The 19,461-nt window shown below is 62.3% G+C and carries 19 protein-coding genes; 11 read left to right on the top strand and 8 right to left on the bottom strand.

Annotated elements, in window-relative coordinates; translation table 11 throughout:
- Position 1 precedes the first annotated feature (1 nt).
- The 3 genes from mreC to mrdA are packed head-to-tail and all read left to right on the top strand — an operon-like array spanning position 2 to position 3,411.
- The gene (gene mreC / locus AEP_RS11550) at positions 2 to 925 is read left to right on the top strand and encodes a rod shape-determining protein MreC (RefSeq protein ID WP_087495516.1); all 924 of its coding nucleotides are present in this window, start codon (positions 2 to 4) and stop codon (positions 923 to 925) included.
- Entirely contained in the window at positions 922 to 1,452 is a 531-nt protein-coding gene (mreD, locus tag AEP_RS11545; protein ID WP_087495515.1) for a rod shape-determining protein MreD, read from the top strand. Before mreC ends, mreD begins: the two co-directional genes overlap by 4 nt.
- 12 nt (positions 1,453 to 1,464) lie before the next feature.
- Positions 1,465 to 3,411 (top strand): penicillin-binding protein 2, encoded by a 1,947-nt coding sequence (mrdA, locus tag AEP_RS11540; RefSeq protein ID WP_087495514.1) that lies wholly within the window; start codon positions 1,465 to 1,467, stop codon positions 3,409 to 3,411.
- Between the two features lie 6 nt (positions 3,412 to 3,417).
- Here mrdA and AEP_RS11535 read toward each other — a convergent pair whose 3' ends face one another.
- The 4 genes from AEP_RS11535 to AEP_RS11520 all read right to left on the bottom strand — a co-directional run bounded on the left by AEP_RS11535 (position 3,418) and on the right by AEP_RS11520 (position 8,266).
- Complete coding sequence (locus tag AEP_RS11535; RefSeq protein ID WP_087495513.1) at positions 3,418 to 4,182, bottom strand: sulfite exporter TauE/SafE family protein; 765 nt, start codon at positions 4,180 to 4,182, stop codon at positions 3,418 to 3,420.
- Positions 4,183 to 4,473: 291 nt separating this feature from the next.
- On the bottom strand, positions 4,474 to 6,213 hold the full coding sequence (locus tag AEP_RS11530) for a GMC family oxidoreductase (protein ID WP_087495512.1): 1,740 nt from the start codon (positions 6,211 to 6,213) through the stop codon (positions 4,474 to 4,476).
- Positions 6,210 to 7,484: a putative Na+/H+ antiporter gene (locus AEP_RS11525; RefSeq protein WP_442873332.1), complete on the bottom strand. Its 1,275-nt coding sequence runs from the start codon at positions 7,482 to 7,484 to the stop codon at positions 6,210 to 6,212. Before AEP_RS11525 ends, AEP_RS11530 begins: the two co-directional genes overlap by 4 nt.
- Positions 7,481 to 8,266 (bottom strand): enoyl-CoA hydratase/isomerase family protein, encoded by a 786-nt coding sequence (locus AEP_RS11520; RefSeq protein WP_087495511.1) that lies wholly within the window; start codon positions 8,264 to 8,266, stop codon positions 7,481 to 7,483. Before AEP_RS11520 ends, AEP_RS11525 begins: the two co-directional genes overlap by 4 nt.
- Positions 8,267 to 8,328: 62 nt before the next feature.
- On the opposite strand from AEP_RS11520, the gene AEP_RS11515 reads away from it, so the two are divergent.
- Genes AEP_RS11515 through AEP_RS11495 form a run of 5 tightly spaced genes read left to right on the top strand, consistent with a single transcriptional unit; the run spans position 8,329 to position 12,693 of the window.
- Positions 8,329 to 9,492, top strand: a complete 1,164-nt coding sequence (locus AEP_RS11515) for an MlaE family ABC transporter permease (RefSeq protein ID WP_087495510.1) — start codon at positions 8,329 to 8,331, stop codon at positions 9,490 to 9,492.
- Positions 9,489 to 10,286 (top strand): ABC transporter ATP-binding protein, encoded by a 798-nt coding sequence (locus tag AEP_RS11510; protein WP_087495509.1) that lies wholly within the window; start codon positions 9,489 to 9,491, stop codon positions 10,284 to 10,286. Before AEP_RS11515 ends, AEP_RS11510 begins: the two co-directional genes overlap by 4 nt.
- Positions 10,287 to 10,298: 12 nt before the next feature.
- Positions 10,299 to 11,306: an MlaD family protein gene (locus tag AEP_RS11505; RefSeq protein WP_087495508.1), complete on the top strand. Its 1,008-nt coding sequence runs from the start codon at positions 10,299 to 10,301 to the stop codon at positions 11,304 to 11,306.
- A gap of 55 nt (positions 11,307 to 11,361) precedes the next feature.
- Positions 11,362 to 12,027 (top strand): ABC-type transport auxiliary lipoprotein family protein, encoded by a 666-nt coding sequence (locus tag AEP_RS11500; protein ID WP_087495507.1) that lies wholly within the window; start codon positions 11,362 to 11,364, stop codon positions 12,025 to 12,027.
- A gap of 15 nt (positions 12,028 to 12,042) precedes the next feature.
- Positions 12,043 to 12,693, top strand: coding sequence for an LON peptidase substrate-binding domain-containing protein (locus AEP_RS11495; protein WP_087495506.1), 651 nt, complete (start codon positions 12,043 to 12,045; stop codon positions 12,691 to 12,693).
- 16 nt (positions 12,694 to 12,709) lie between these two features.
- Here AEP_RS11495 and AEP_RS11490 read toward each other — a convergent pair whose 3' ends face one another.
- On the bottom strand, positions 12,710 to 13,345 hold the full coding sequence (locus AEP_RS11490; protein ID WP_087495505.1) for a MarC family protein: 636 nt from the start codon (positions 13,343 to 13,345) through the stop codon (positions 12,710 to 12,712).
- A gap of 119 nt (positions 13,346 to 13,464) precedes the next feature.
- Between AEP_RS11490 and AEP_RS11485 the strand changes: the two genes are divergently transcribed.
- A complete protein-coding gene (locus AEP_RS11485) occupies positions 13,465 to 14,370 on the top strand; it encodes an amidohydrolase family protein (protein WP_087495504.1) in 906 nt (301 codons plus the stop codon).
- Positions 14,371 to 14,383: 13 nt separating this feature from the next.
- Here AEP_RS11485 and AEP_RS11480 read toward each other — a convergent pair whose 3' ends face one another.
- Positions 14,384 to 15,130: an SDR family oxidoreductase gene (locus AEP_RS11480; RefSeq protein ID WP_087495503.1), complete on the bottom strand. Its 747-nt coding sequence runs from the start codon at positions 15,128 to 15,130 to the stop codon at positions 14,384 to 14,386.
- 91 nt (positions 15,131 to 15,221) lie between these two features.
- On the opposite strand from AEP_RS11480, the gene AEP_RS11475 reads away from it, so the two are divergent.
- The gene (locus AEP_RS11475; RefSeq protein WP_442873331.1) at positions 15,222 to 16,241 is read left to right on the top strand and encodes a Bug family tripartite tricarboxylate transporter substrate binding protein; all 1,020 of its coding nucleotides are present in this window, start codon (positions 15,222 to 15,224) and stop codon (positions 16,239 to 16,241) included.
- A gap of 28 nt (positions 16,242 to 16,269) precedes the next feature.
- Positions 16,270 to 16,953, top strand: a complete 684-nt coding sequence (locus tag AEP_RS11470) for a dienelactone hydrolase family protein (RefSeq protein ID WP_087495501.1) — start codon at positions 16,270 to 16,272, stop codon at positions 16,951 to 16,953.
- A 31-nt stretch (positions 16,954 to 16,984) separates the two neighbouring features.
- On the opposite strand, the gene AEP_RS11465 is transcribed toward AEP_RS11470, so the two are convergent.
- Complete coding sequence (locus tag AEP_RS11465) at positions 16,985 to 18,103, bottom strand: magnesium transporter CorA family protein (RefSeq protein ID WP_087495500.1); 1,119 nt, start codon at positions 18,101 to 18,103, stop codon at positions 16,985 to 16,987.
- Positions 18,104 to 18,175: 72 nt separating this feature from the next.
- Positions 18,176 to 19,189, bottom strand: a complete 1,014-nt coding sequence (gene hemB, locus AEP_RS11460) for a porphobilinogen synthase (protein ID WP_087497296.1) — start codon at positions 19,187 to 19,189, stop codon at positions 18,176 to 18,178.
- Positions 19,190 to 19,461: the final 272 nt, after the last annotated feature.

Raw genomic sequence — 19,461 nt, 5'->3', positions numbered from 1 at the left:
GATGCCACTCGGTACGCTGGACAGAGATCCTCCCCCCTTCTTCCGCCAGGGCCCTTCGGCCCTGTCCAAGCTGGCCGTCTGTAGTGCCTTGGCACTGCTTTTGATGGTGGCCGACGCGCGTTTCAAGGTCATGCAACCTTTGCGTGTTGCATTGGCCGCCGTGCTGTATCCGGTGCAGTGGCTGGCATTGCAACCCGTGGAGTTGGCGGGGCGCATGGGTAACTATTTTTCCACGCTCGCCACCGCAGAGACCGCCCAAGAGGAAGCACGCCGCAAACTCAGCGTCCAGTCGCAGCGGGCCAACCAGGTTGAGCAACTGGAGTTGGAAAACCAACGCTTGCGCAAATTACTGGACCTGTCACAACGTCTGACTACCGACTTCCGTGCTGCACAGGTGATCTACGAAGCTGCAGACCCTTACACCCGCAAAGTGATCATTGATAAGGGCTTGATGCACCGGATGGTGGTGGGTTCTCCGGTGCTGGACGAAGCCGGTGTGATCGGACAAATTACCAATGTGTATCCCCTCGTGAGCGAAGTGACCCTGATCACTGACCGCGACCATGCCATCCCTGTACTGAACGTGCGCACGGGTGCGCGGGGCGTCGCCTTTGGCGACACATCGACCCATGCCGATGCTTTGGAGCTGCGCTACATGGCGGCCAATGCAGACGTTGCCGTAGGCGACCTGTTGACGACCAGTGGTGTGGACGGTGTGTACCCCCCGGGCTTGCCGGTAGCCCGTGTGGAGAAAGTGGAGCGCAAAGTGGATGCCGTGTTCGCCCGCATTTACTGTGTCCCGCTCGGTCTGGTATCGGGTGCTGAACACGTGATCGTGTTGGACCCTCTGGGAGACAAGGTGCCTGCGCGTCCCGCGCCAGAAGCGCCGATGCCTGCTGCCAAATCACGGGGGGCGCGACCATGATCATGCGTCCGGGTCAACAATTGTTGCTGCCGGCCAGGCCTCTGTTCATCTGGAGCAGTTTGCTGGCAGCGCTCTTGCTGAACATGTTGTTGAACATGGGCTTGTGGGGGCGTGCCGCGTGGACGCCGGACATGCTCGCCCTCGTGTTGGTGTTCTGGACGGTCCACCAACCCTTGCGCATCGGCATCGTTGCAGCGTTCTTTTTCGGTTTGCTGATGGACGTGCACCAGGGCGCATTGCTCGGTCAACATGCCATGTCCTACACCGTGCTCAGCTTTTTGGCGATCACGGTGCATCGCCGTTTGTTGTGGTTTACCGTGCCTTCTCAAGCTGCGCAGGTATTGCCTTTGTTTGTGGCTGCGCACGCTTTGGAGTTGCTGTTGCGCATGTCCGGCGGAGGTGCTTTCCCCGGCTGGTCATTGCTGTTGGCGCCGGTATTGGAGGCCGCCCTGTGGCCTGTGGCCAGCGTGGTGCTCTTGGCGCCTCAGCGTCGTGCTCCGGACCCCGATGAAAACCGCCCTTTGTAAGGCGCAGGCTGCATGACCGAGTTACGCAACGTCCAGGCGGATCTGGCGCGCTTCCGGACCCGGGTGTTCGTGGTCAGCGTGCTGGTGCTGGTGTGCTTCTTTCTGTTGTTTGCCCGCTTGGTGTATCTGCAGATTTTCCGGCACGATGACTTGCGCGCCCAGGCGGAAAGTAACCGTACCTCCATTGTCCCCATCGTGCCCAACCGGGGCCTGATCGTGGACCGTAACGGCATCGTGCTGGCCACCAATTACTCTGCATACACACTAGAAATCACTCCCTCCAAAAGCGGAGGCGTGGAGGAAACCTTGGACGAGCTTTCCAAGGTGGTGGATATCACGCCCCGCGACCGCCGGCGGTTCAAAAAGCTGATGGAAGAGTCCAAGAGCTTTGAATCCCTGCCGATCCGTACCCGATTGACGGACACGGAAGTAGCGCGTTTTGCCGCCCAGCGATTCCGTTTTCCCGGTGTGGAGATCAAGGCCCGGCTGTTCCGAAACTACCCGTATGGCGACCTCGCGAGCCATGTGATCGGGTACATCGGCCGCATCAACCGTGCTGAGAAAGAGAAGATCGACGACAGTGAAGATCAAGCCAACTACCGCGGCACCGAATACATCGGCAAGCTAGGGGTAGAGCAAAGCTTTGAGTCTGTGCTTCATGGCATTACCGGGGTGGAGCGCATTGAAACCTCTGCAGGTGGCCGCGCAGTACGCAAACTGGCCAGCAACCCCTCCACCCCCGGCAATGTTGTGGTGCTGTCCATCGACATCAAGTTGCAGAAGTTGATCGAGGACATGTTCGGCACCCGTCGCGGCGCCTTGGTGGCCTTGGACCCCAAGACTGGGGAAGTGTTGGCCTTTGTGAGCAAGCCCACGTTCGATTCCAACCTGTTCGTGGAAGGCATTGACCAGGAAAACTGGCAGATGCTCAACGAGTCCATCGACAAGCCTTTGCTCAATCGCGCCTTGCGCGGCACGTATCCGCCGGGTTCGACCTACAAGCCCTTTATGGCCATGGCGGCCTTGGAAACCGGTACCCGCACACCACAGACCCTGATCAATGACCCGGGCTTCTACATGTTCGGTGGCAACCGCTTCGGCAGCCCGGAAAACGAACGCGGCGGCATCATGGACATGCGTCGTGCCATTGTGGAGTCGAGCAACGTTTATTTCTACTCGCTGGCCAATGAGTTGGGCGTAGACACCATGCACGACTTCATGGCGCCTCTGGGTTTCGGCCAGATCACCGGCATTGACATCAATGGGGAAGTGCGCGGTGTGTTACCCAGCCAAGCCTGGAAGCGCAAATACTACAAGCGCCCCGAGCAGCAAAAATGGTACGCCGGCGAAACGATTTCATTGGGTATCGGTCAGGGCTACAACAGCTTCACCATGCTGCAGATTGCCCAGGCGGTGTCTACCCTGGCAAACAACGGCGTCAAGCACAAACCTCAACTCGTCACTGCAACGCAGGACGCCACGACCCGGGTGCGCACACCTGTGGCGCCAGAGCCTCCCATTGACCTCGCCTTCAAGCCGGAAAACCTCAAGGTGGTCAAAGATGCCATGGTTGGTGTGACACAGGGTGGTACCGGCACGCGTGTGTTCGCGGGTGCAGGTTATGTGAGCGGTGGCAAAACCGGTACGGCGCAGGCAGTGAGTCTGGCCAAAAACCAGAAATACAACGCTTCCACCATGGAAGAGCACCAGCGCGATCATTCCTTGTACGTGGCCTTTGCGCCTGCTGAGGACCCCAAAATCGCCCTCGCGGTGATTGTCGAAAACGCAGGCTTTGGCGCTGCTGCTGCGGCCCCGATTGCCCGACGCACTTTCGACTATTGGCTGCTCGGCCAGTACCCCAGCGAAGAAGACTTGGCGGCGGTGAGCCAGGGCAAAGCCACCGCGCCCATCGGCAAGCCCCGCGTAGCCGCCGAGCTACCGTGGCCACCTCCGCGCTAACGCGCCTTACATGCCACGTAAAAACGCGTCGTAAGCGGTCTTGAGAATCAGCGCCGAGACGACGGCGATGAACACCGAGCGTACAAACCCCGTACCGTGCTTCAGTGCCAAGTGGGTACCTGCCAGGCTGCCGATGACATTGGCCAGGGCCATAACGACCACGTAGTGCCACCACACGTGCCCGGTCAAGGTAAACAGCACAAGTGCCGCTGAGTTGGAGGCGGTGTTGAGCAGTTTGGCGCCGGCGGAGGCATGCAAGAAGTCATAACCCAGCACCCGGACTAACAGGAACACGAAAAAGCTGCCGGTGCCGGGGCCGAAAAATCCGTCGTAAAAGCCGATGCCGCCCCCGATGGCACATGCCATGAACACTTCCTTGCGGCCGCTGAACTGTGGCAGGTGGTGGCGGCCCAGTTCTTTTTTCGCCAAGGTGTAACCCAGTACCAGGACAAGAATGAAGGGCAGCGCCTTGCGCAGGTACTGGGGCGAGATCTGGGTCACCAGCCACGCGCCCGAAAGTGCAGCTGCAAAGCACACCAGCGTTGCGGGCAACAAGGCGCGCCAGGGCAGACTCACCTGACGGTTGTAGCGCACGGCGGCAAAAGCCGTGCCCGCTACCGCGGCCCCCTTATTGGTACCAAACAGGGTCGCCGGATGGGCTGTGGGAAACAAGGCAAACAAGGCCGGTGTCAGGATCAAACCACCCCCGCCCACAATCGAATCAATAAATCCGGCAAGTCCGGAGGCGAGCGAGGCGATGAGCAATTCCATGCAAGGATTGTCGCATCCGCGTGTCGGAGCTTTCCGCTATGATTTCAGGAGCATATTGCGCATATCTGGTGGGCGCTAGTCACGCATTTGTCTCTGAAAATAAAAAAGCACCGGGGGTGCCGGTGCTTTTGTGAAGCTGCATCGTTATGTGCAGAATTATTGGTTGTGTTCTTAGCCGTCTCCTCGGCGTCGTTTCAAGTCCGGCCTTGTGGGCCTCGCAGTTGCTGTTCGGTTCAGCGTTGGCACAAACTGTATCCGCCCTTCCTGCGGTCCGGCATCAGGACAAACCCTTCATTGGCGCAGCTCGGCATCCTCGGCAATCCATTGCGCGGCCTTCTCGGCAATCATCAAAGTGGGTGAATTGGTGTTGCCGCTGGTAATGAGGGGCATCACACCCGCATCGACCACTCGCAAGCCGGCCACGCCCCGCACTTTGAGGCGGCTGTCCACCACAGCCATGGGGTCGTGGTCCGGGCCTTCGACCCTTCCCATCTTGGTAGTGCCCACCGGGTGGAAGATAGTGGTGGCAATATCCCCTGCCAGTTGGGCCAGCTCGGCATCCGTCTGGAACTGCACACCCGGTTTGTATTCTTCCGGTTGGTATTTTTGCAGTGCCGGTTGCGCGACGATGCGACGCGTGATGCGCAGAGAGTCTGCGGCCACTTTGCGGTCTTCGTCGGTGCTCAGGTAGTTCGGCGCAATTTTCGGGGCACTCCGGAAGTCGTTGGACTGGATGCTGACGGCCCCACGGCTGGTGGGGTTCAGGTTGCACACGCTCGCGGTAAACGCGTTGAAGCTGTGCAGGGGCTCACCGAATGCTTCCAGGCTCAAGGGTTGCACGTGGTACTGGATGTTGGGATAAGCCTGGTCCGGGCTGCTGCGAGTAAAGGCGCCGAGCTGGCTGGGCGCCATGCTCATGGGGCCGCTGCGCTTGAGTGCATATTCCAACCCGATCCTGGCTTTGCCCCACAGGCTGTTGGCCTGGGTGTTGAGGGTCGTGGTGTTTTTGACCTTGAAGACGGCGCGAATTTGCAGGTGATCCTGCAGATTGGCGCCCACGCCGGGTGTGTCCTGTACGACCGGGACGCCATGCTCCTGCAAGAGTGCCCCCGGGCCGATGCCAGAGAGTTGCAGGATCTGCGGGGAGCCGACAGCGCCGGCGCACAGCAAGACCTCATTGCGGGCAGTAGCCGTCACCATTTCGCTGCCGCTCCAGACCTGCACGCCCGTGCAGCGCAGCGGCGCATCCATAGGTCCGCTACCGCTGTTCTGCTCCAAGACCAGCTTGGCGACTTGGGCACTCGTCCATAGCTCGAAGTTGGGCCGGGCGTAGCACATGGGGCGCAAGAAAGCCTTGGCGGTGTTCCAGCGCCAGCCTGCACGCTGGTTCACCTCGAAGTAACCCACGCCTTCATTGCTGCCGCGGTTGAAGTCGTCGGTGGCAGGTACACCGGCCTCTGTGGCGGCTTGTGCAAATGCGTCCAGGACGTCCCAACGCAGGCGCTGTTTTTCTACCCGCCATTCGCCGCCCGCCTGGTGGTGGCGCAGCACCTTGCCGTAATCGGTGCTGTTGTGCTGGATCAACGGAGAGGCCGTTCCTTTGGCACCATGCAGTGCGTTGGCGCCCTTGTAGTGGTCTTCATGGAGCTTGAAGTAAGGCAAGCTGTTGTCCCAAGTCCAGCTGGCGTCGCCGGTGAGCTGGGCCCAGCGGTCGTAGTCGCGGGCCTGGCCGCGCATGTAAATCATGCCGTTGATGCTGCTGCAGCCGCCCAGTGTTTTGCCGCGGGGGTAGCGCAGGCAGCGCCCGTTCAGTCCGGCTTCAGCCGCAGTCTGGAACAGCCAGTCGGTGCGCGGGTTGCCGATGCAGTAGAGGTAGCCCACCGGGATGTGAATCCAGTGGTAATCATCTTTGCGCCCGGCCTCGATCAAGAGCACCCGCTTGGATGCATTGGCACTCAACCGGTTTGCGAGCAGGCAGCCTGCCGTACCTGCGCCGATGATGATGTAGTCGAAAGTGGTGTCGTTGTTCATAGCATCAGGAAGCAGGCCGCAGCTACTGCGGTGGGGAGCAAGGCACCGAGCAGCAAGCCGCCCGCGCCTATCGATTGGTCTTCAAAGCCTTGACGCAGCAAGGCCACGCCGGCCGGGTTGGGCGCATTCGCGATGACGGTGAGGCCGCCACCAGCCACTGCACCGGCCACCAGCATGTACTGCGCAGCCGGCGAAATACCTTGAATCAGCGAGCCCAGGTAGGTGAGCGCGGCGTTGTCCGTGACCGCAGTCAGTACCAGAGCGCCGAAGAAAAGTTCGGTGGGTGCCAGGCTGGACACGATGGGCTGCAGCCACCACTGCTGCATGCCGCCGAGAACGACGAGACCGGCAAGAAAGAAGCCGACCAGCAGGCCCTCTTTGAGGATCAGCGGACTCTGGAAACGGGCATAGGCCTGGGTGTAGCCAAGGAAGAACAGGAACAGGCCCAGGAACAGCACAGGGTGGTGGGCCAGCACGACGACGCCAGCCAGAAATGCCAGATGCACCAGACTGACCAGCCAAGGTACTGCTTCTTGGGTGGCTGCCGCATTTGCGTCAATGGCAGCTGGCAAGTGCTTGCGCAAAACCCAGGCCATCGCACTGGCGTTGATCAACACAGCCAATGCCGCTTTCCAGCCGAACTGGCTGGCCATGAAAGCCGTGTCCCAGTTCCAGGTAGATGCGACCATCAGCACGGGTGGCGCGGCGTAGGAGGTCAATGTGCCCCCAATGGAAATGTTCACAAACAACACGCCCAAAGCGGCGTACTTGAGGCGCTCCGGCATGTCCGGCCGGAAGATCTGGGGTGCCAGCATCAGGGCTGCCAAGGTCATGGCTGCGGGCTCAGTAATCAGCGAGCCCAGCAGCGGCACCACTGCCAAGCCCAGCCATGCCAGTACCAGCGGCGCAGGCAAAGGTACTAAGTAGCTGATGCCGGCCAACAGGGAGCGCACCGCTTCCAACACCGGCTGGGATGCAGCCACCACCATGACCACGCATACAAACAGCGGCTCGGTGTACTGGCGCGACTCGGCGTAATCAATGGCTTCTTTGCTTCCCGCTATCAAGGCCATGGCTGCCACCAGCACGAACGCCCAGAAGCCGAACACCACTTCGACTTCCCCCAGCAAATGCAAAAGACCTGCATGGGCGGGATGGCGGTGCGCGAGCGATTCAAAAAATTTGGCACAGAAGGTGTGCACCAGCGCTATGCCAAAGAGCACGGCACCGACGATATTCAACAGGGAAGGGGCGTCAGTCATGGTGATCATTGACCCGTCCAAACGGGTTTGCGCTTTTCCTGAAAGGCTTTCTGGCCCTCCTGAGCGTCTTCGGTCAGCGTGAAAAGCGCAATCTGGCTTTCCGTAAAGGCCATGGACTCTTCAAACGTCATGGTCTCTACGGACTTCATGGTGTAAAGCCCGCGGCGGATGGCGGCCGGCGACTTGTCCAGCAAGCGGTCCAGCAGCCATTGCAGCTTCTCGTCCACATCATCCGCCACATGGTTGACCAGCCCATATGTCAGGGCTTGTGCGCTGGTGATGGGCTCACCGGTAATGCACATCTCGGTCAATACCCGGCGTGGAATCAGGTGCTGCAGCACCGTCAGCACCTGTGCCGGAAACACTCCGACCTTGACCTCCGGTAACCCGAAGGTCGCATGCGTGGACGCCACCGCCATGTCACACATGGACAGCAGGCCCATGCCACCGGCCAGGCAAAAGCCGTTGACCCGTGCAATCAGGGGAATGTGGCTGGCCCGCGCTGCGCGCAGGAGCTGCGCCAAGTGGGCGTGGGGTTCAGAGAAGTTCCCTGTGAACACTTTGGAGGCTTGCAAATCGGCCCCCGAGCAAAAGGCCTTGGGTCCTGCGCCGGTAATGACGATGGCTCGAATATCCCGCTGCTGCTGGGCTGCGCGTATGGCTTGTGCCATTCCGGCAATGACGCCATGGCTCATGGCGTTGCGGCGCTCTTCGCGCTGGATGGTGAGCCACAACACGCCTGCGCGTTGCTCAATGGCCAGCTCGTCGGAAATGGGGTCTTGTTCTTGCATGTTCTGTCGGTCTCCTGCCGGTATTTTGCGTGGTTTCCTGACTGCCATGGTGAGCAGGTACCATGCGCACCTTAGCCACTCTCTATTGCAGCCTCGTGGAGGATACCCAGCCCGGACTTCAGCTCGCCCAAGACCCCGAGGGTCCCCGGGTGATCCTGCGTGGCCGCTGGACGGCCGATGCGCTCTCTGCGAAGCACGTCTGGCAGCCCCTGGAGAAGGCACTCCACGGCGTGCCGGGTCATGGGGGGAGCGCAGTAGCATGGGACCTGCGTGAGGCCCAGCGGATCGATCACACCGGTGCCCAGGTGCTGTGGAATGCGTGGGGCCGCCAATGGCCGGCCAAGCTCCAGGCCGAGCCGCTGCAAAAGGCGCTGTTGGACCGGGTCGCCAAATTCACGGTACCGACCCCACCCGTTGAGCGTCTGGACTGGCATGCCCTGTTGGTTTCGCTCGGGCGCAAGCTGGCCCGCGTAGAGAGTCACCTCGGTGGCATGGTGCGCCTGATCGGGCAGTTGATGCTGGATGTGCTGCAGCTGATGCGACACCCCCTTCAAGGGCCATGGCGCGATGTGTCGGGGCACTTGTACCGCATAGGGGCCACCGCCCTGCCCATCACCGCCCTGGTGGGCTTTTTGATCGGTGTGGTGCTGGCCTATCTGATGTCCAAGCAGCTGCGCCAATACGGGGCCGACAGCTTCATCGTCAATATTCTGGGCATGTCGCTGATCCGCGAGTTGGGTCCGGTGCTGGCTGCCATTCTGGTGGCGGGGCGATCGGGTTCCGCCATTACTGCGCAGATCGGCGTCATGCGGGTGACGGAAGAGCTGGACGCCATGCGCGTCATGGGCATACCCAAGGGTTTCCGCCTCGTCATGCCCCGTACGTTGGCAATGGCCATTGCCATGCCTCTGGTGGCGGTCTGGACCACGATGGCGGCCCTGTTGGGTGGCATGCTGGCTTCTGACTTGTCCATGGGACTCACCCCGGCTTATTTCTTTACCGCCTTGCCCAAGACGGTGGAAATTTCCAACCTCTGGCTGTCCCTGGTCAAGTCCTGTGTGTTCGGGGTGTTGATTTCCCTGCTGGCCTGTCACCACGGTTTGCGTGTCAAGCCCGACACCCAGAGCCTGGGCGAGGGCACCACGGCTTCGGTGGTGAGTTCCATCACCATGGTGATTCTGGTGGACGCGCTGTTTGCGGTGATTTTCAAATCGGTGGGCCTATGAGCGACGCATTGGAGCCCATGGTCCGGATTGAAAAGCTCTGGTCGGTGTTCAAGACGGCGGGCGTGTCTACGGTCATTCACCAGGACCTGGATCTCACGGTAGCCCCCGGTGAAATGTTGTCCATCGTGGGTGGCTCAGGCGGTGGCAAAACGGTGTTGCTGCGCCAGATGCTGGGGCTGGAGACGCCCGCGCGGGGCACGGTCACGGTGCAAGGCCGTCCGGCTGCTGAGCTGGGCCGGGCCGGTGCGTCCAGCCGGGTGGGCATGTTGTTCCAGCATGGGGCTTTGTTCTCTGCCTTTACTGTATTGGAAAACATTGCTTTCCCTCTGCGTGAGCTGGGCACCTTGCCACCTGCGCTGGTGCGCGATGTGGCCATGGTCAAGCTGCAGATGGTGGGGCTGGATGCCAAACACGCCCACAAAATGCCGGCGGACCTGTCTGGCGGCATGATCAAGCGGGTGGCTTTGGCCCGCGCCTTGGCCATGGACCCGCCCTTGATTTTGTTGGACGAACCCACGGCAGGTCTGGACCCGGACAGTGCGGATGGCTTTTGCGCGCTGCTGAAAAGCCTGCATCAAGAGTTGGGATTGACCATGGTCATGGTGACACACGACCTCGATACCATCTTTGAGTTGAGCACCCGCATTGCAGTGGTGGCCGACAAGCATGTGGTGGTGGATGCCGCACCCGATGTGGTGGTGGCGTTTGACCACCCCTTTGTGCAGGACTTTTTCCGCGGCGGTCGGGGTCACCGTGCGCAAGTGCTCTTGCATTCCGCTGCCAATGCAGGTTAGATAGAACGACGTATGGAAAACAAATCCCACGCTTTTGCTGCCGGCGCCTTCGTTTTGGTGCTGTTGGCGTTGATGACAGCACTGGCTGTCTGGCTGACCCGCGACACCACCGAGCAACGCGTGTTCGAAATCTCCAGTCCCGAAGGGGTGACTGGCCTTCAGCCTCAGGCAGCTGTCCGCTACAAAGGCGTGCTGGTGGGCCGGGTGACCGAGATCGCGCTGGACCCGGTGCAACGCGGCAATGTGCTCCTGCGCATTGCCGTCAATGAGACGGCACCCATCACCCAAAGCACCTTTGCGGCATTGGGCTTTCAGGGCGTGACCGGCCTGGCGTTTATCCAGTTGGATGACAAGGAAGAGGGCAGCGCGGCCTTGGTGGCGCAAGGCGATGCGGTGCCCCGCATCCCCATGCGGCCCAGCATGGTGTCCCGCCTGTCAGAGCAAGGTGGAAACCTGCTCACCCAACTGGAGCAAGCCAGCATCCGCATGAACAGCTTGTTGGCCACCGACAACCAGAAGCAGCTCATGGGGGCCATCGGCAACCTGAGCCAGGCGGCCGCCAATATCAGTGCTTTGACGCAGCGTGCCGGTGCTGTTTTGGGTGCCGAGGGTGCCCCGGACGCGGTGAACCTGCCCCGTATGGTGCAGCAGGCCGACGTCACCTTGAAAAGCATGCAATCCACAGCTGAGCGTTTAAGCACCAGCGCAGAAGCGGTGCGCAACTCTGCCGACGAGTTCCGGCGGACCAACCGCCGTCTGAATGAGCCGGGCGGCACCTTGGACAAAATTGCACAAAGCACCGAGGCGCTGGCCACCACCAGCCGGCAGGTGCAGAGCCAGTTGCTGCCACGCTTGAACCGCACAGTGGAAGACACGGGCCGCACCGTGCGCCAGGTGGGCCGCGCAGCAGAAACGCTGGGCGACAATCCGCAAAGCGTGCTGTGGGGGCGCAGCAGCACGGCGCCGGGCCCCGGTGAACGGGGCTTCGTGGCACCACCTGCTGCGGCGACTGCCCCATGAGCTTCAATGACCCTCGCGCCCCCGTGCATATGGAATCACCAATGTTGGATTTGCTATGAAATCAGGAGCAGCTCGCGCATATTCCACGGGCGCCAAGGCCTTGTTTGGCTTGATGTTGGCAGGTGTGCTTGCGGGGTGTGCCGCGCCGCGCCCCGGCACGGCGCTCGTCTATGACTTCGGTCCCGGCGCCTTAGCGCTGGCGCCCGCCAACCGCATGGCACCGCTGCCGCCCCTGGTGCTGGCAGAGGTGCAAGCGCCGCAAGCACTGGACAACACCTCGGTGCTGTACCGGCTGAATTACAGCGATGCCCACGTGCTGCAGCCGTATGCCCAGGCCCGCTGGAGCATGCCGCCGGCCCAATTGCTGCGCCAGCAACTGCGTGCCGCCTTGAGCGCGCAGCGCGCCGTGTTGAATGCCAATGAAGGTGTCCAGTCCCCGGCGGGCGCCTTGGTTCTGCGCTTGGAGCTAGAAGAGTTCAGCCAGATTTTTGACTCCCCCCAAGCCAGCAGCGGCCTGCTGCGCTTGCGCGCAACGCTCTCCCAGTCGGCCCCCGGAGGCGAGGCGCTGGTCGCCCAGCGTGTGGTGCTGGTGAAGAGCCCGTCCGCAAGCCCTGATGCCGCGGGTGGCGTGCGTGCCTTGGCCGCAGCAGCGGCCCTGGCCGTAGAGCAGCTGGACCAGTGGGTGCAGCAAACCCAGGCCGCTTTGCCGGCCAAACTCTGAGCACCGGGCCGCTGTATGCCCGAGTTGCTGACCCTGCAGTCCCTGCCGCTGTTTCCGCTGAACACGGTGCTGTTTCCGGGCGGGAGCCTGCAGCTGCAGATTTTTGAAGTCCGCTACCTTGACCTGATCGGTCGCTGCCACAAAACCGGTGCGCCTTTCGGTGTGGTCTCATTGCTTCAGGGTGACGAAGTGCGCCGGGCAGAGCCGGCTGGCGAGGGGTTTGCCCAAGAGGACTTTGTCGACATAGGCACCCTGGCCACCGTGACCGAGTTTTCGGCCCCGCAGGCCGGGTTGATGCTGGTGCGTTGCACAGCCGGAGAGCGCTTTCGCATCATCCGCCGCGAGCGGCTCAAACACGGTTTGTGGGTTGCTGATGTGCAAGGCTTGCAACCGGACAGAGTGATGCCGGTCCCCGACGACTTGAAAGTGGTGGCGCAGGCGCTTGAGTCCTTGCTGGACAATCTGCAGCAGCGCACGGATGCCGCCCAACTACCGGTGCAGCCGCCCTACCGGTTTGACGACTGCGCCTGGGTGGCCAACCGCTGGTGTGAGCTGCTGCAGCTCCCGCCACCACTGCGCCAGGGGCTGATGCAATTGGACAACCCGCTGTTGCGTCTGGAGCTGGTGGGCGACTTCCTGAGCCGCAACGGCATCGCCGGCGACTGAGTGTGGGCGGACGGGTTTAGTGCCCGCTCAGCACCGGGAACAGTTTGGTCAGGCCGTCGCTCATCACTTCCACCGCGAGGGCTGCAAGGATCAGGCCCATCAAGCGGGTCATCACATTGATGCCGGTCTTGCCCAGCACGCGCGCAATCGGCTGCGCCAATGAAAAGCACAAGGCGGTGGCCAAGGCCACCACCACGCCATAGCCCACCAGGGTGCTGAGCTGGAAAAAGGTTTTGGCCTTGTCGGCATAAATCACCACGGTGGACATGGTGGCCGGGCCGGTCAGCAAAGGAATGGTCAGGGGCACCACGGCAATGCTGGCGCCCATGGCGGCTTTCTCCGCGCCGTCCTGCAATTCATGGGTGCTGGTCTTGGCTTCGGCGGGTTGGGCGTTCAGCATGTTGAGCGCACTGGTCAGCAGCAGCATGCCGCCGCCCACCTGGAAGCTGGCCAGCGAGATGCCGAAGAATTCCAGAATCTGCAGGCCCAGCAGGGCGCTGACCGCAATCACCACAAAAGCGCTGAAGGAGGACACCCAGATGGTGTTGCGCCGCTGCGCGCCGGAAAAGCCCTGGGTGTAGTGGATGAAAAACGGCACGATGGCCAAGGGGTTCACGATGGCCAGCAAGGTCACCAGAGGTTTGAGATCCATAGCAGGGTCCGGTTGAGGCTGCCGGTGCGGCAGAGCGCGCATAGTAATGCACCTTGGCAGTGCGTGCCTCCGTAAAAACCGCTACAAAGCAGCTTGAAACTCTCACTGGAGCAAACACCATGACACAGCGGGTTTGGACATGGCTGGCAGTCGCGGGCTGTTGGGCCGCGCCAGCTGCTTACGCGGCAGACTATGCCGGGCCCATTTTTGATGCGCACTTGCACTACAACGTGGAGGCCCAGCAGGCGCATCCTGTGGACGACGTGCTGGGCCGCATGCAACGCAGTGGCGTGCGTGCCGTGCTGGCCAACTCCCGCCCGAATGACGGCACCCGCACGCTGGCAGACGCCGGCGCCCAGACTCGCGCTGCTGGCGTCACGGTGGTGCCCCTGGTGCGCCTGTACCGCGACCGGGCGGATTACGACAACTGGTTCCGCGACCCGAGCATTGCCACCATGGTGGATACCGAACTCCGCCGTGGCACCGCAGCCGGGCCCTACCGGGGGCTGGGTGAATTCCATCTGTACGACAGCGCCAATGCTGCCGGCCCAGTGGCGGCGCAGCTCATGGCCCGCGCCGAGCGCGAGGGGCTGGTGGTGCTGGCGCATGTGGACGACGTCGCCATTGACGGCTTGCTGCGTGCCACGCCTTCGGCCGGTGCCCGCAGCCGGCTTGTTTGGGCCCACACCGGCATAGGTGGAGTGCCGGTTGAGCGGGTGCGTGCGCTGTTGCGCCAATACCCGGGCTTGATGGGCGAGCTGTCTTACCGGCCGGGGCTGACCTGCTCTGCCGGGGGAGCTCCGGTGCTGTGCCCCGAGTGGCGATCTCTGTTGCTGGACTTTCCGGACCGCTTTGTGATCGGTTCAGACACCTGGGTCAACCAGCGCTGGCAGTACTACGAGGCTTTGATGCAGGAGTACCGCAGCTGGTTGGGGGACTTGCCCCCGGTGGTGGCGCGCCAAGTGGCATGGGGCAATGCGGCGGGCTTGTTCGGCCTGCCGGCAGAGCCCGCCCCGCGCCCTTGAGGCGACGCAGGCTTTAGCGCCCGCCTGCCACGTCGATCAGCGCGCCGGTGGTGTAGCTGGCCTGCGGGCTCATCAGCCAGAGGATGCTGGCTGCCACCTCTTCGGCACGGCCGGGGCGCTGCATGGGCACCTGAGGCGCCAAGCGCTGGGCGCGGTCCGGCTGCCCGCCGGAGGCGTGGATGTCGGTGTCGATAATGCCAGGGCGTACCGCATTCACCCGCACCCCTTCACCCGCCACTTCACGCGCCAAGCCCACGGTGAAGCTGTCAATCGCCCCCTTGCTGGCGGCGTAGTCCACATACTGCCCGGGCGAGCCCAGCGTAGCCGCAACGCTGGAGAGATTGACGATGCTGCCACCTTCTCCGCCGTAACGGGTGCTCATGCGGCGCACCGCCTCGCGGGCGCACAGCATGCTGCCCAGCACGTTCGTGTCCAGCATGCGGCGCAGGCGCTCCAGGCGCATGTCGGCGACCCGGCAGGCCTGGTCCACCACGCCCGCACTGTTCACCAGCGCGCTGATGCGGCCAAGCTTGGCGTCCACTTTGGCAAACATGGCCAGTACTTGGGCTTCATCAGCCACATCCGCCTGCACGGTTATGGCATTGCCGCCTTGCTGGCGGATGTGCCTGACCACCTCATCGGCAGCGAGGGAGTTGCTCGCGTAATTCACAGCGACGGCGTAGCCGGCCTCTGCAGCAGCCAAGGCGGTGGCCGCGCCAATGCCGCGGGAACCGCCGGTAATGAGAACAATGGGTTGCATGCGCCCATGGTACCGGTGTGGCCCGGTTTTGGCTTACGCTTGCAAGTTGTGGCCGCACGGTGCGGCATCCCTCATGAATTCGGAGAGCTTTATGACAACTTGGTTGACTCAGGCAATGGCAGGTGCGTGCAGCGCCTTTTCCCACAGCGTTCGCACTTCTTCGAGCGCTGCAGCGGCGGCATTGATGGCGCTTGCGTGTGCCGGCGCAGTCCATGCCCAAACCGGGCCGGTGCGCATCCTGGTGGGTTTTCCGGCAGGCGGCGGTACCGACGCGATTGCCCGCACCCTGGCCGACAAACTCAAAGACCAGCTGGGCGTCGCCGTGGTGGTGGAGAACAAAGCCGGAGCCGGCGGCCAGATTGCCGCCCAAGCGCTCAAGGCCGCAGCACCGGACGGCAACACCCTTTTCCTGAGCCACGACCACACCATCTCCATCCTGCCGCAGGTGGTCAAAAACCCCGGGTTTGAGCCTGCCAAGGACTTTGTGCCCGTAGCCGGGTTCGCTACTTTTGTGAATGCGCTGGCTGTCTCCGGGGGTACGCCTGCCAAGACCACCGCCGAATACATGGCCTGGGTGCGCACCCAAGGCGGCAAAGGCACGCTGGGCGTGCCTGCACCGGCCTCGACACCGGAATTCCTGGTGAAGGTGCTGGGCGAGAAATACAAGCTGGACCTGGTGGCGGCCCCCTACCGTGGCAGCGCCCCCATGATGGCCGACATGCTGGGCAACCAGATCGCAGCGGGTGTGGGTTCCGTGCCGGACTTCATCGAGAACCACAAGGCCGGCAAGATCCGCATCGTGGCCGTGCTGGGCGGTAGCCGCCAGGCCATCCTGCCAGATGTGCCGACCTTCAGTGAGCTGGGCCTGGCCGGTCTGGAAGACATGCCGTACTACGGCCTGTTTGCGCCGGCCGGCACTCCAAAGGCCACACTGGACAAGTTGTCGGATGCCTTGGCCAAGGTCATTGCACAACCGGATGTCAAACAGCACCTCACCTCCATGGGCCTGACCGTGGGCTTTATGAACCAGCAGCAGCTCGCCAAGCGCGAACAGGCGTATACCGACGTCTGGGCCAAGATGATCAAGGCCAGCGGTTTTCAGGCCCAGTAAATTGATGTCTCGTATTCAGGACACCCCCATGGGCAGCACCATCACCCTCACCGCCGCCGACGGCACTTCCATTCCCGCTTACCTTGCTACTCCGGTGGGGGCGCCCAAGGGCGGGCTCGTGGTGTTGCAGGAAATCTTCGGGGTGAATGCCCATATCCGCGCGGTGGTGGATGGCTTCGCGGCGGACGGATATCTGGTGGTGGCGCCTGCTACCTTTCAGCGCGTGCAGGCAGGTGTGGAGCTGGGCTACACCAAAGACGACATTGCCGCCGGCGCCGCCTTGAAAGCGCAGGTGGAGGCTTTGCCGTCTCCCGGCGTGATGCAGGACGTGCAGGCCGCGGTCGACTACGCAGCCCGTGCCGGCAAAGTGGCGGTGATGGGTTACTGCTGGGGCGGTTGGCTTAGCTGGCGTGCGGCCGAGCAGGTGAAGGGCTTGGCTGCTGCGGTGCCTTACTACGGCGGCGGCATGACCACACCGGTCGAAGCAGCTCGCGTGCCCGCTTGCCCGGTGCTGGCCCATTTCGGTGAGCAGGACCATGCCATTCCCATTGACACGGTGCATGCGTTTGCCAAGGCCCAGCCCGGTGTGGAGGTGCAGATCTATCCGGCCCAGCACGGCTTTAACTGCGACCACCGCGCCGCCTACAACGCTGAGGCTGCGGCCTTGGCCCGCCAGCGGACGCTGGCATTTTTGCAACAGCACGTAGGCTGAGCGGAGAAGGGCAGGGCAGAACCCACTCGCGTTAACGGGTGGTACGGGCGAGGTAGCGTTTGCGCCAGAAGACGAGCGCCAGCCCGGCCGCTGTCAGGCCCATGGCGCCCAAGGTCCACCAGAAGCCGCTTTGCTGGTGCAGCAACGGGATGAAGTCGAAGTTCATCCCGAAAATGCCGGCCATCAGGTTCAACGGCAAAAAAATGGCGGTGAGCACCGTCAAGGTGCGCATGATGTCGTTGGTGCGGCTGCCTTGCACGCTGAAGTGCATTTGCACCGCGGTTTCCACGCTCTGCTCCAGCCGGCGCACGTGGTGCACCACGCGCTCTATGTGTTCAAGCACATCCCGGCTTCGCACTTGCAGCAGTTCCCGTTCGCGGGCTTCCAGGGGGCTTTCCGGTTCCGGCCAGGTTTTGATGGCCTCAATCCAGTCCTGAATGCTGGAGCGCTGCTCCTCGCACACGTCGTCCAGTTGATGCAGTGCCATGCGCGCTTCGAGCAAGGCGCTCCAGTTGGTAAAGCGTGCACGCGGACTGAGCAACTCACTCTGCCAATGGTCCAGCTGCTGGGTCAGTTCGCGCCGCAGGGCGAGGTAGCCGTCCACCATGGAGTTCACGATGCGCAGCATCAGGTCTGCAGGGCTGGTGGGCAAGCGTGCACCCGCGGCACGGGATTCAGCGCTAGCGGTTTGCAGCAGCTTGTCGGCGTAGGTGTCGCGCACCGTGCAGTCGTCGGGGTGCACTGTGAGCAACACGCGGTCAAACACGGCAAAACCCACGGGGCTGGTATCTATGCGCCGCAGAATAGGTGGCCCACTCAGGCGACCGGCGGGTGCACCGGTAACCGGCGCTGCACCTGGTTTTGCCGTGGAACTCGCCGCCAGGCGGCGGAACACCAGCACGTCGTACTGCGAGGTGTAGTCGTAGTGCGAGGGCAGCTGCTTGTTGATCAGGTCGGAGATGTGCAGATCCACCAACTGCACGCCGCACAGGGCTTGCAATGCGGCCTGCACGCGCATCTGCTCTGCCTCAAACTCCGGGCGTCCACAGGCGATCCACACATAGCCCTGCTGCTCCAGACCTTGCGCGGACAGGGCTTCCAGGTCGGCGCTTTCGCGGATGTGCCCCGGCTCGATGTGAAAGATGCGCATGGCGTGCCTTGTAGATAAAAAGTGCTGCTACCGCTCGTGGAATGTGCGCGGGCAGCTCCTGATTTGATAGCGTCAGGCTTTCAGGGCAAGAGCTGCGTCAAGGGCGAAGTAGGTCAGGATGCCGTCTGCCCCAGCGCGTTTGAAGGCCAGCAGGCTCTCCATCATCACCGCGTCATGGTCCAGCCAACCATTCTGGGCGGCGGCTTTGAGCATGGCGTATTCGCCGCTCACCTGGTAGGCAAAGGTAGGCACCTTGAACTCGTCTTTCACGCGGCGCACCACGTCCAGGTAAGGCATGCCGGGTTTGACCATCACCATGTCAGCGCCTTCTGCAATGTCCATCGCCACTTCGCGCAGTGCTTCGTCGGTATTGGCAGGGTCCATCTGGTAGACCTTTTTGTTGCCCTTGCCAAGGTTGCCGGCGGAGCCTACGGCATCACGGAAGGGGCCGTAGAAGGCCGATGCGTACTTGGCGCTGTAGGCCATGATGCGGGTGTGCACCAGCTTTTCGGCTTCCAGGGCGGTGCGGATGGCGCCTATGCGTCCGTCCATCATGTCACTGGGCGCCACGATGTCCACCCCGGCACGGGCCTGGGTCAGCGCCTGCTGCACCAACTGGGCGGTGGTTTCCTCGTTCAGGATGTAGCCGTTTTCTTCGGGGCGGGTGTCGGGGATGCCGTCCTGGCCGTGCGTGGTAAACGGGTCCAGCGCCACGTCGGTCATCACTCCAAGCTCGGGGAATTCTTTTTTCAAGGCGCGCACCACACGAGGTACCAGACCGTCAGGGTTCAGGGCTTCGGCGCCGTCGTAGGTTTTGAGGGACTGGTCGACCACCGGAAACAAGGCCATGACCGGGATTTCCAGCTTCACGCACTGCTCGGCCACCGGCAGCAGCAAATCCAGGCTGAGCCGCTCCACGCCGGGCATGGATGTAATTGGCACGCGCTGTGCTTGTCCGTCCACCACAAAGACCGGGTAGATCAGGTCATGGGCGGTCAGGGCGTTTTCACGCACCAGGTTGCGGGTGAAGGTGTCGCGGCGCAGGCGGCGCGGGCGTCCGGCGGGGAAAGGTGCGTAAGGGGTCATGCCCAAAATTGTGCCCGAAAGCCGTACGGCCCAGTGGTCTGACCGTTTAGTCAATTTGCTGAATACCTCAGCGAATAGGAAGGATATTGCCAAAAAACGCTTGTCACACGCCGGCAACATTGCTAAATTCCGCTCCGGGTAGCTTGCTATCCCCCGCTTTTCCTCCCTGAGCGGGGCCTTGATGTGTGACAGCAAAAAAGGCTTACCACCCCAGCCGTGTGCTGGGGTTTTTTTTTTTTTTTTTTTGGTGCGTCCGGCAGGACGCTCTCACT

It is taken from the genome of Curvibacter sp. AEP1-3, from assembly GCF_002163715.1.
Classification (GTDB): domain Bacteria; phylum Pseudomonadota; class Gammaproteobacteria; order Burkholderiales; family Burkholderiaceae_C; genus Allorhodoferax.
The sequence above is the reverse complement of the archived record's forward strand: the minus strand, read 5'-3'. Positions and strand labels throughout refer to the sequence as shown.

What these genes read in the sequence shown, in the direction of transcription:
- AEP_RS11520 (WP_087495511.1), bottom strand. Translation starts at nt 8,266, where the DNA reads ATGCAAGAACAAGACCCCATTTCCGACGAGCTGGCCATTGAGCAACGC.
- mrdA (WP_087495514.1), top strand. Translation starts at nt 1,465, where the DNA reads ATGACCGAGTTACGCAACGTCCAGGCGGATCTGGCGCGCTTCCGGACC.
- AEP_RS11525 (WP_442873332.1), bottom strand. Translation starts at nt 7,484, where the DNA reads ATGATCACCATGACTGACGCCCCTTCCCTGTTGAATATCGTCGGTGCC.
- AEP_RS11480 (WP_087495503.1), bottom strand. Translation starts at nt 15,130, where the DNA reads ATGCAACCCATTGTTCTCATTACCGGCGGTTCCCGCGGCATTGGCGCG.
- mreD (WP_087495515.1), top strand. Translation starts at nt 922, where the DNA reads ATGATCATGCGTCCGGGTCAACAATTGTTGCTGCCGGCCAGGCCTCTG.
- AEP_RS11535 (WP_087495513.1), bottom strand. Translation starts at nt 4,182, where the DNA reads ATGGAATTGCTCATCGCCTCGCTCGCCTCCGGACTTGCCGGATTTATT.
- hemB (WP_087497296.1), bottom strand. Translation starts at nt 19,189, where the DNA reads ATGACCCCTTACGCACCTTTCCCCGCCGGACGCCCGCGCCGCCTGCGC.
- AEP_RS11510 (WP_087495509.1), top strand. Translation starts at nt 9,489, where the DNA reads ATGAGCGACGCATTGGAGCCCATGGTCCGGATTGAAAAGCTCTGGTCG.
- AEP_RS11500 (WP_087495507.1), top strand. Translation starts at nt 11,362, where the DNA reads ATGAAATCAGGAGCAGCTCGCGCATATTCCACGGGCGCCAAGGCCTTG.
- AEP_RS11465 (WP_087495500.1), bottom strand. Translation starts at nt 18,103, where the DNA reads ATGCGCATCTTTCACATCGAGCCGGGGCACATCCGCGAAAGCGCCGAC.
- AEP_RS11490 (WP_087495505.1), bottom strand. Translation starts at nt 13,345, where the DNA reads ATGGATCTCAAACCTCTGGTGACCTTGCTGGCCATCGTGAACCCCTTG.
- mreC (WP_087495516.1), top strand. Translation starts at nt 2, where the DNA reads ATGCCACTCGGTACGCTGGACAGAGATCCTCCCCCCTTCTTCCGCCAG.
- AEP_RS11505 (WP_087495508.1), top strand. Translation starts at nt 10,299, where the DNA reads ATGGAAAACAAATCCCACGCTTTTGCTGCCGGCGCCTTCGTTTTGGTG.
- AEP_RS11475 (WP_442873331.1), top strand. Translation starts at nt 15,222, where the DNA reads ATGACAACTTGGTTGACTCAGGCAATGGCAGGTGCGTGCAGCGCCTTT.
- AEP_RS11485 (WP_087495504.1), top strand. Translation starts at nt 13,465, where the DNA reads ATGACACAGCGGGTTTGGACATGGCTGGCAGTCGCGGGCTGTTGGGCC.
- AEP_RS11470 (WP_087495501.1), top strand. Translation starts at nt 16,270, where the DNA reads ATGGGCAGCACCATCACCCTCACCGCCGCCGACGGCACTTCCATTCCC.
- AEP_RS11495 (WP_087495506.1), top strand. Translation starts at nt 12,043, where the DNA reads ATGCCCGAGTTGCTGACCCTGCAGTCCCTGCCGCTGTTTCCGCTGAAC.
- AEP_RS11530 (WP_087495512.1), bottom strand. Translation starts at nt 6,213, where the DNA reads ATGAACAACGACACCACTTTCGACTACATCATCATCGGCGCAGGTACG.
- AEP_RS11515 (WP_087495510.1), top strand. Translation starts at nt 8,329, where the DNA reads ATGCGCACCTTAGCCACTCTCTATTGCAGCCTCGTGGAGGATACCCAG.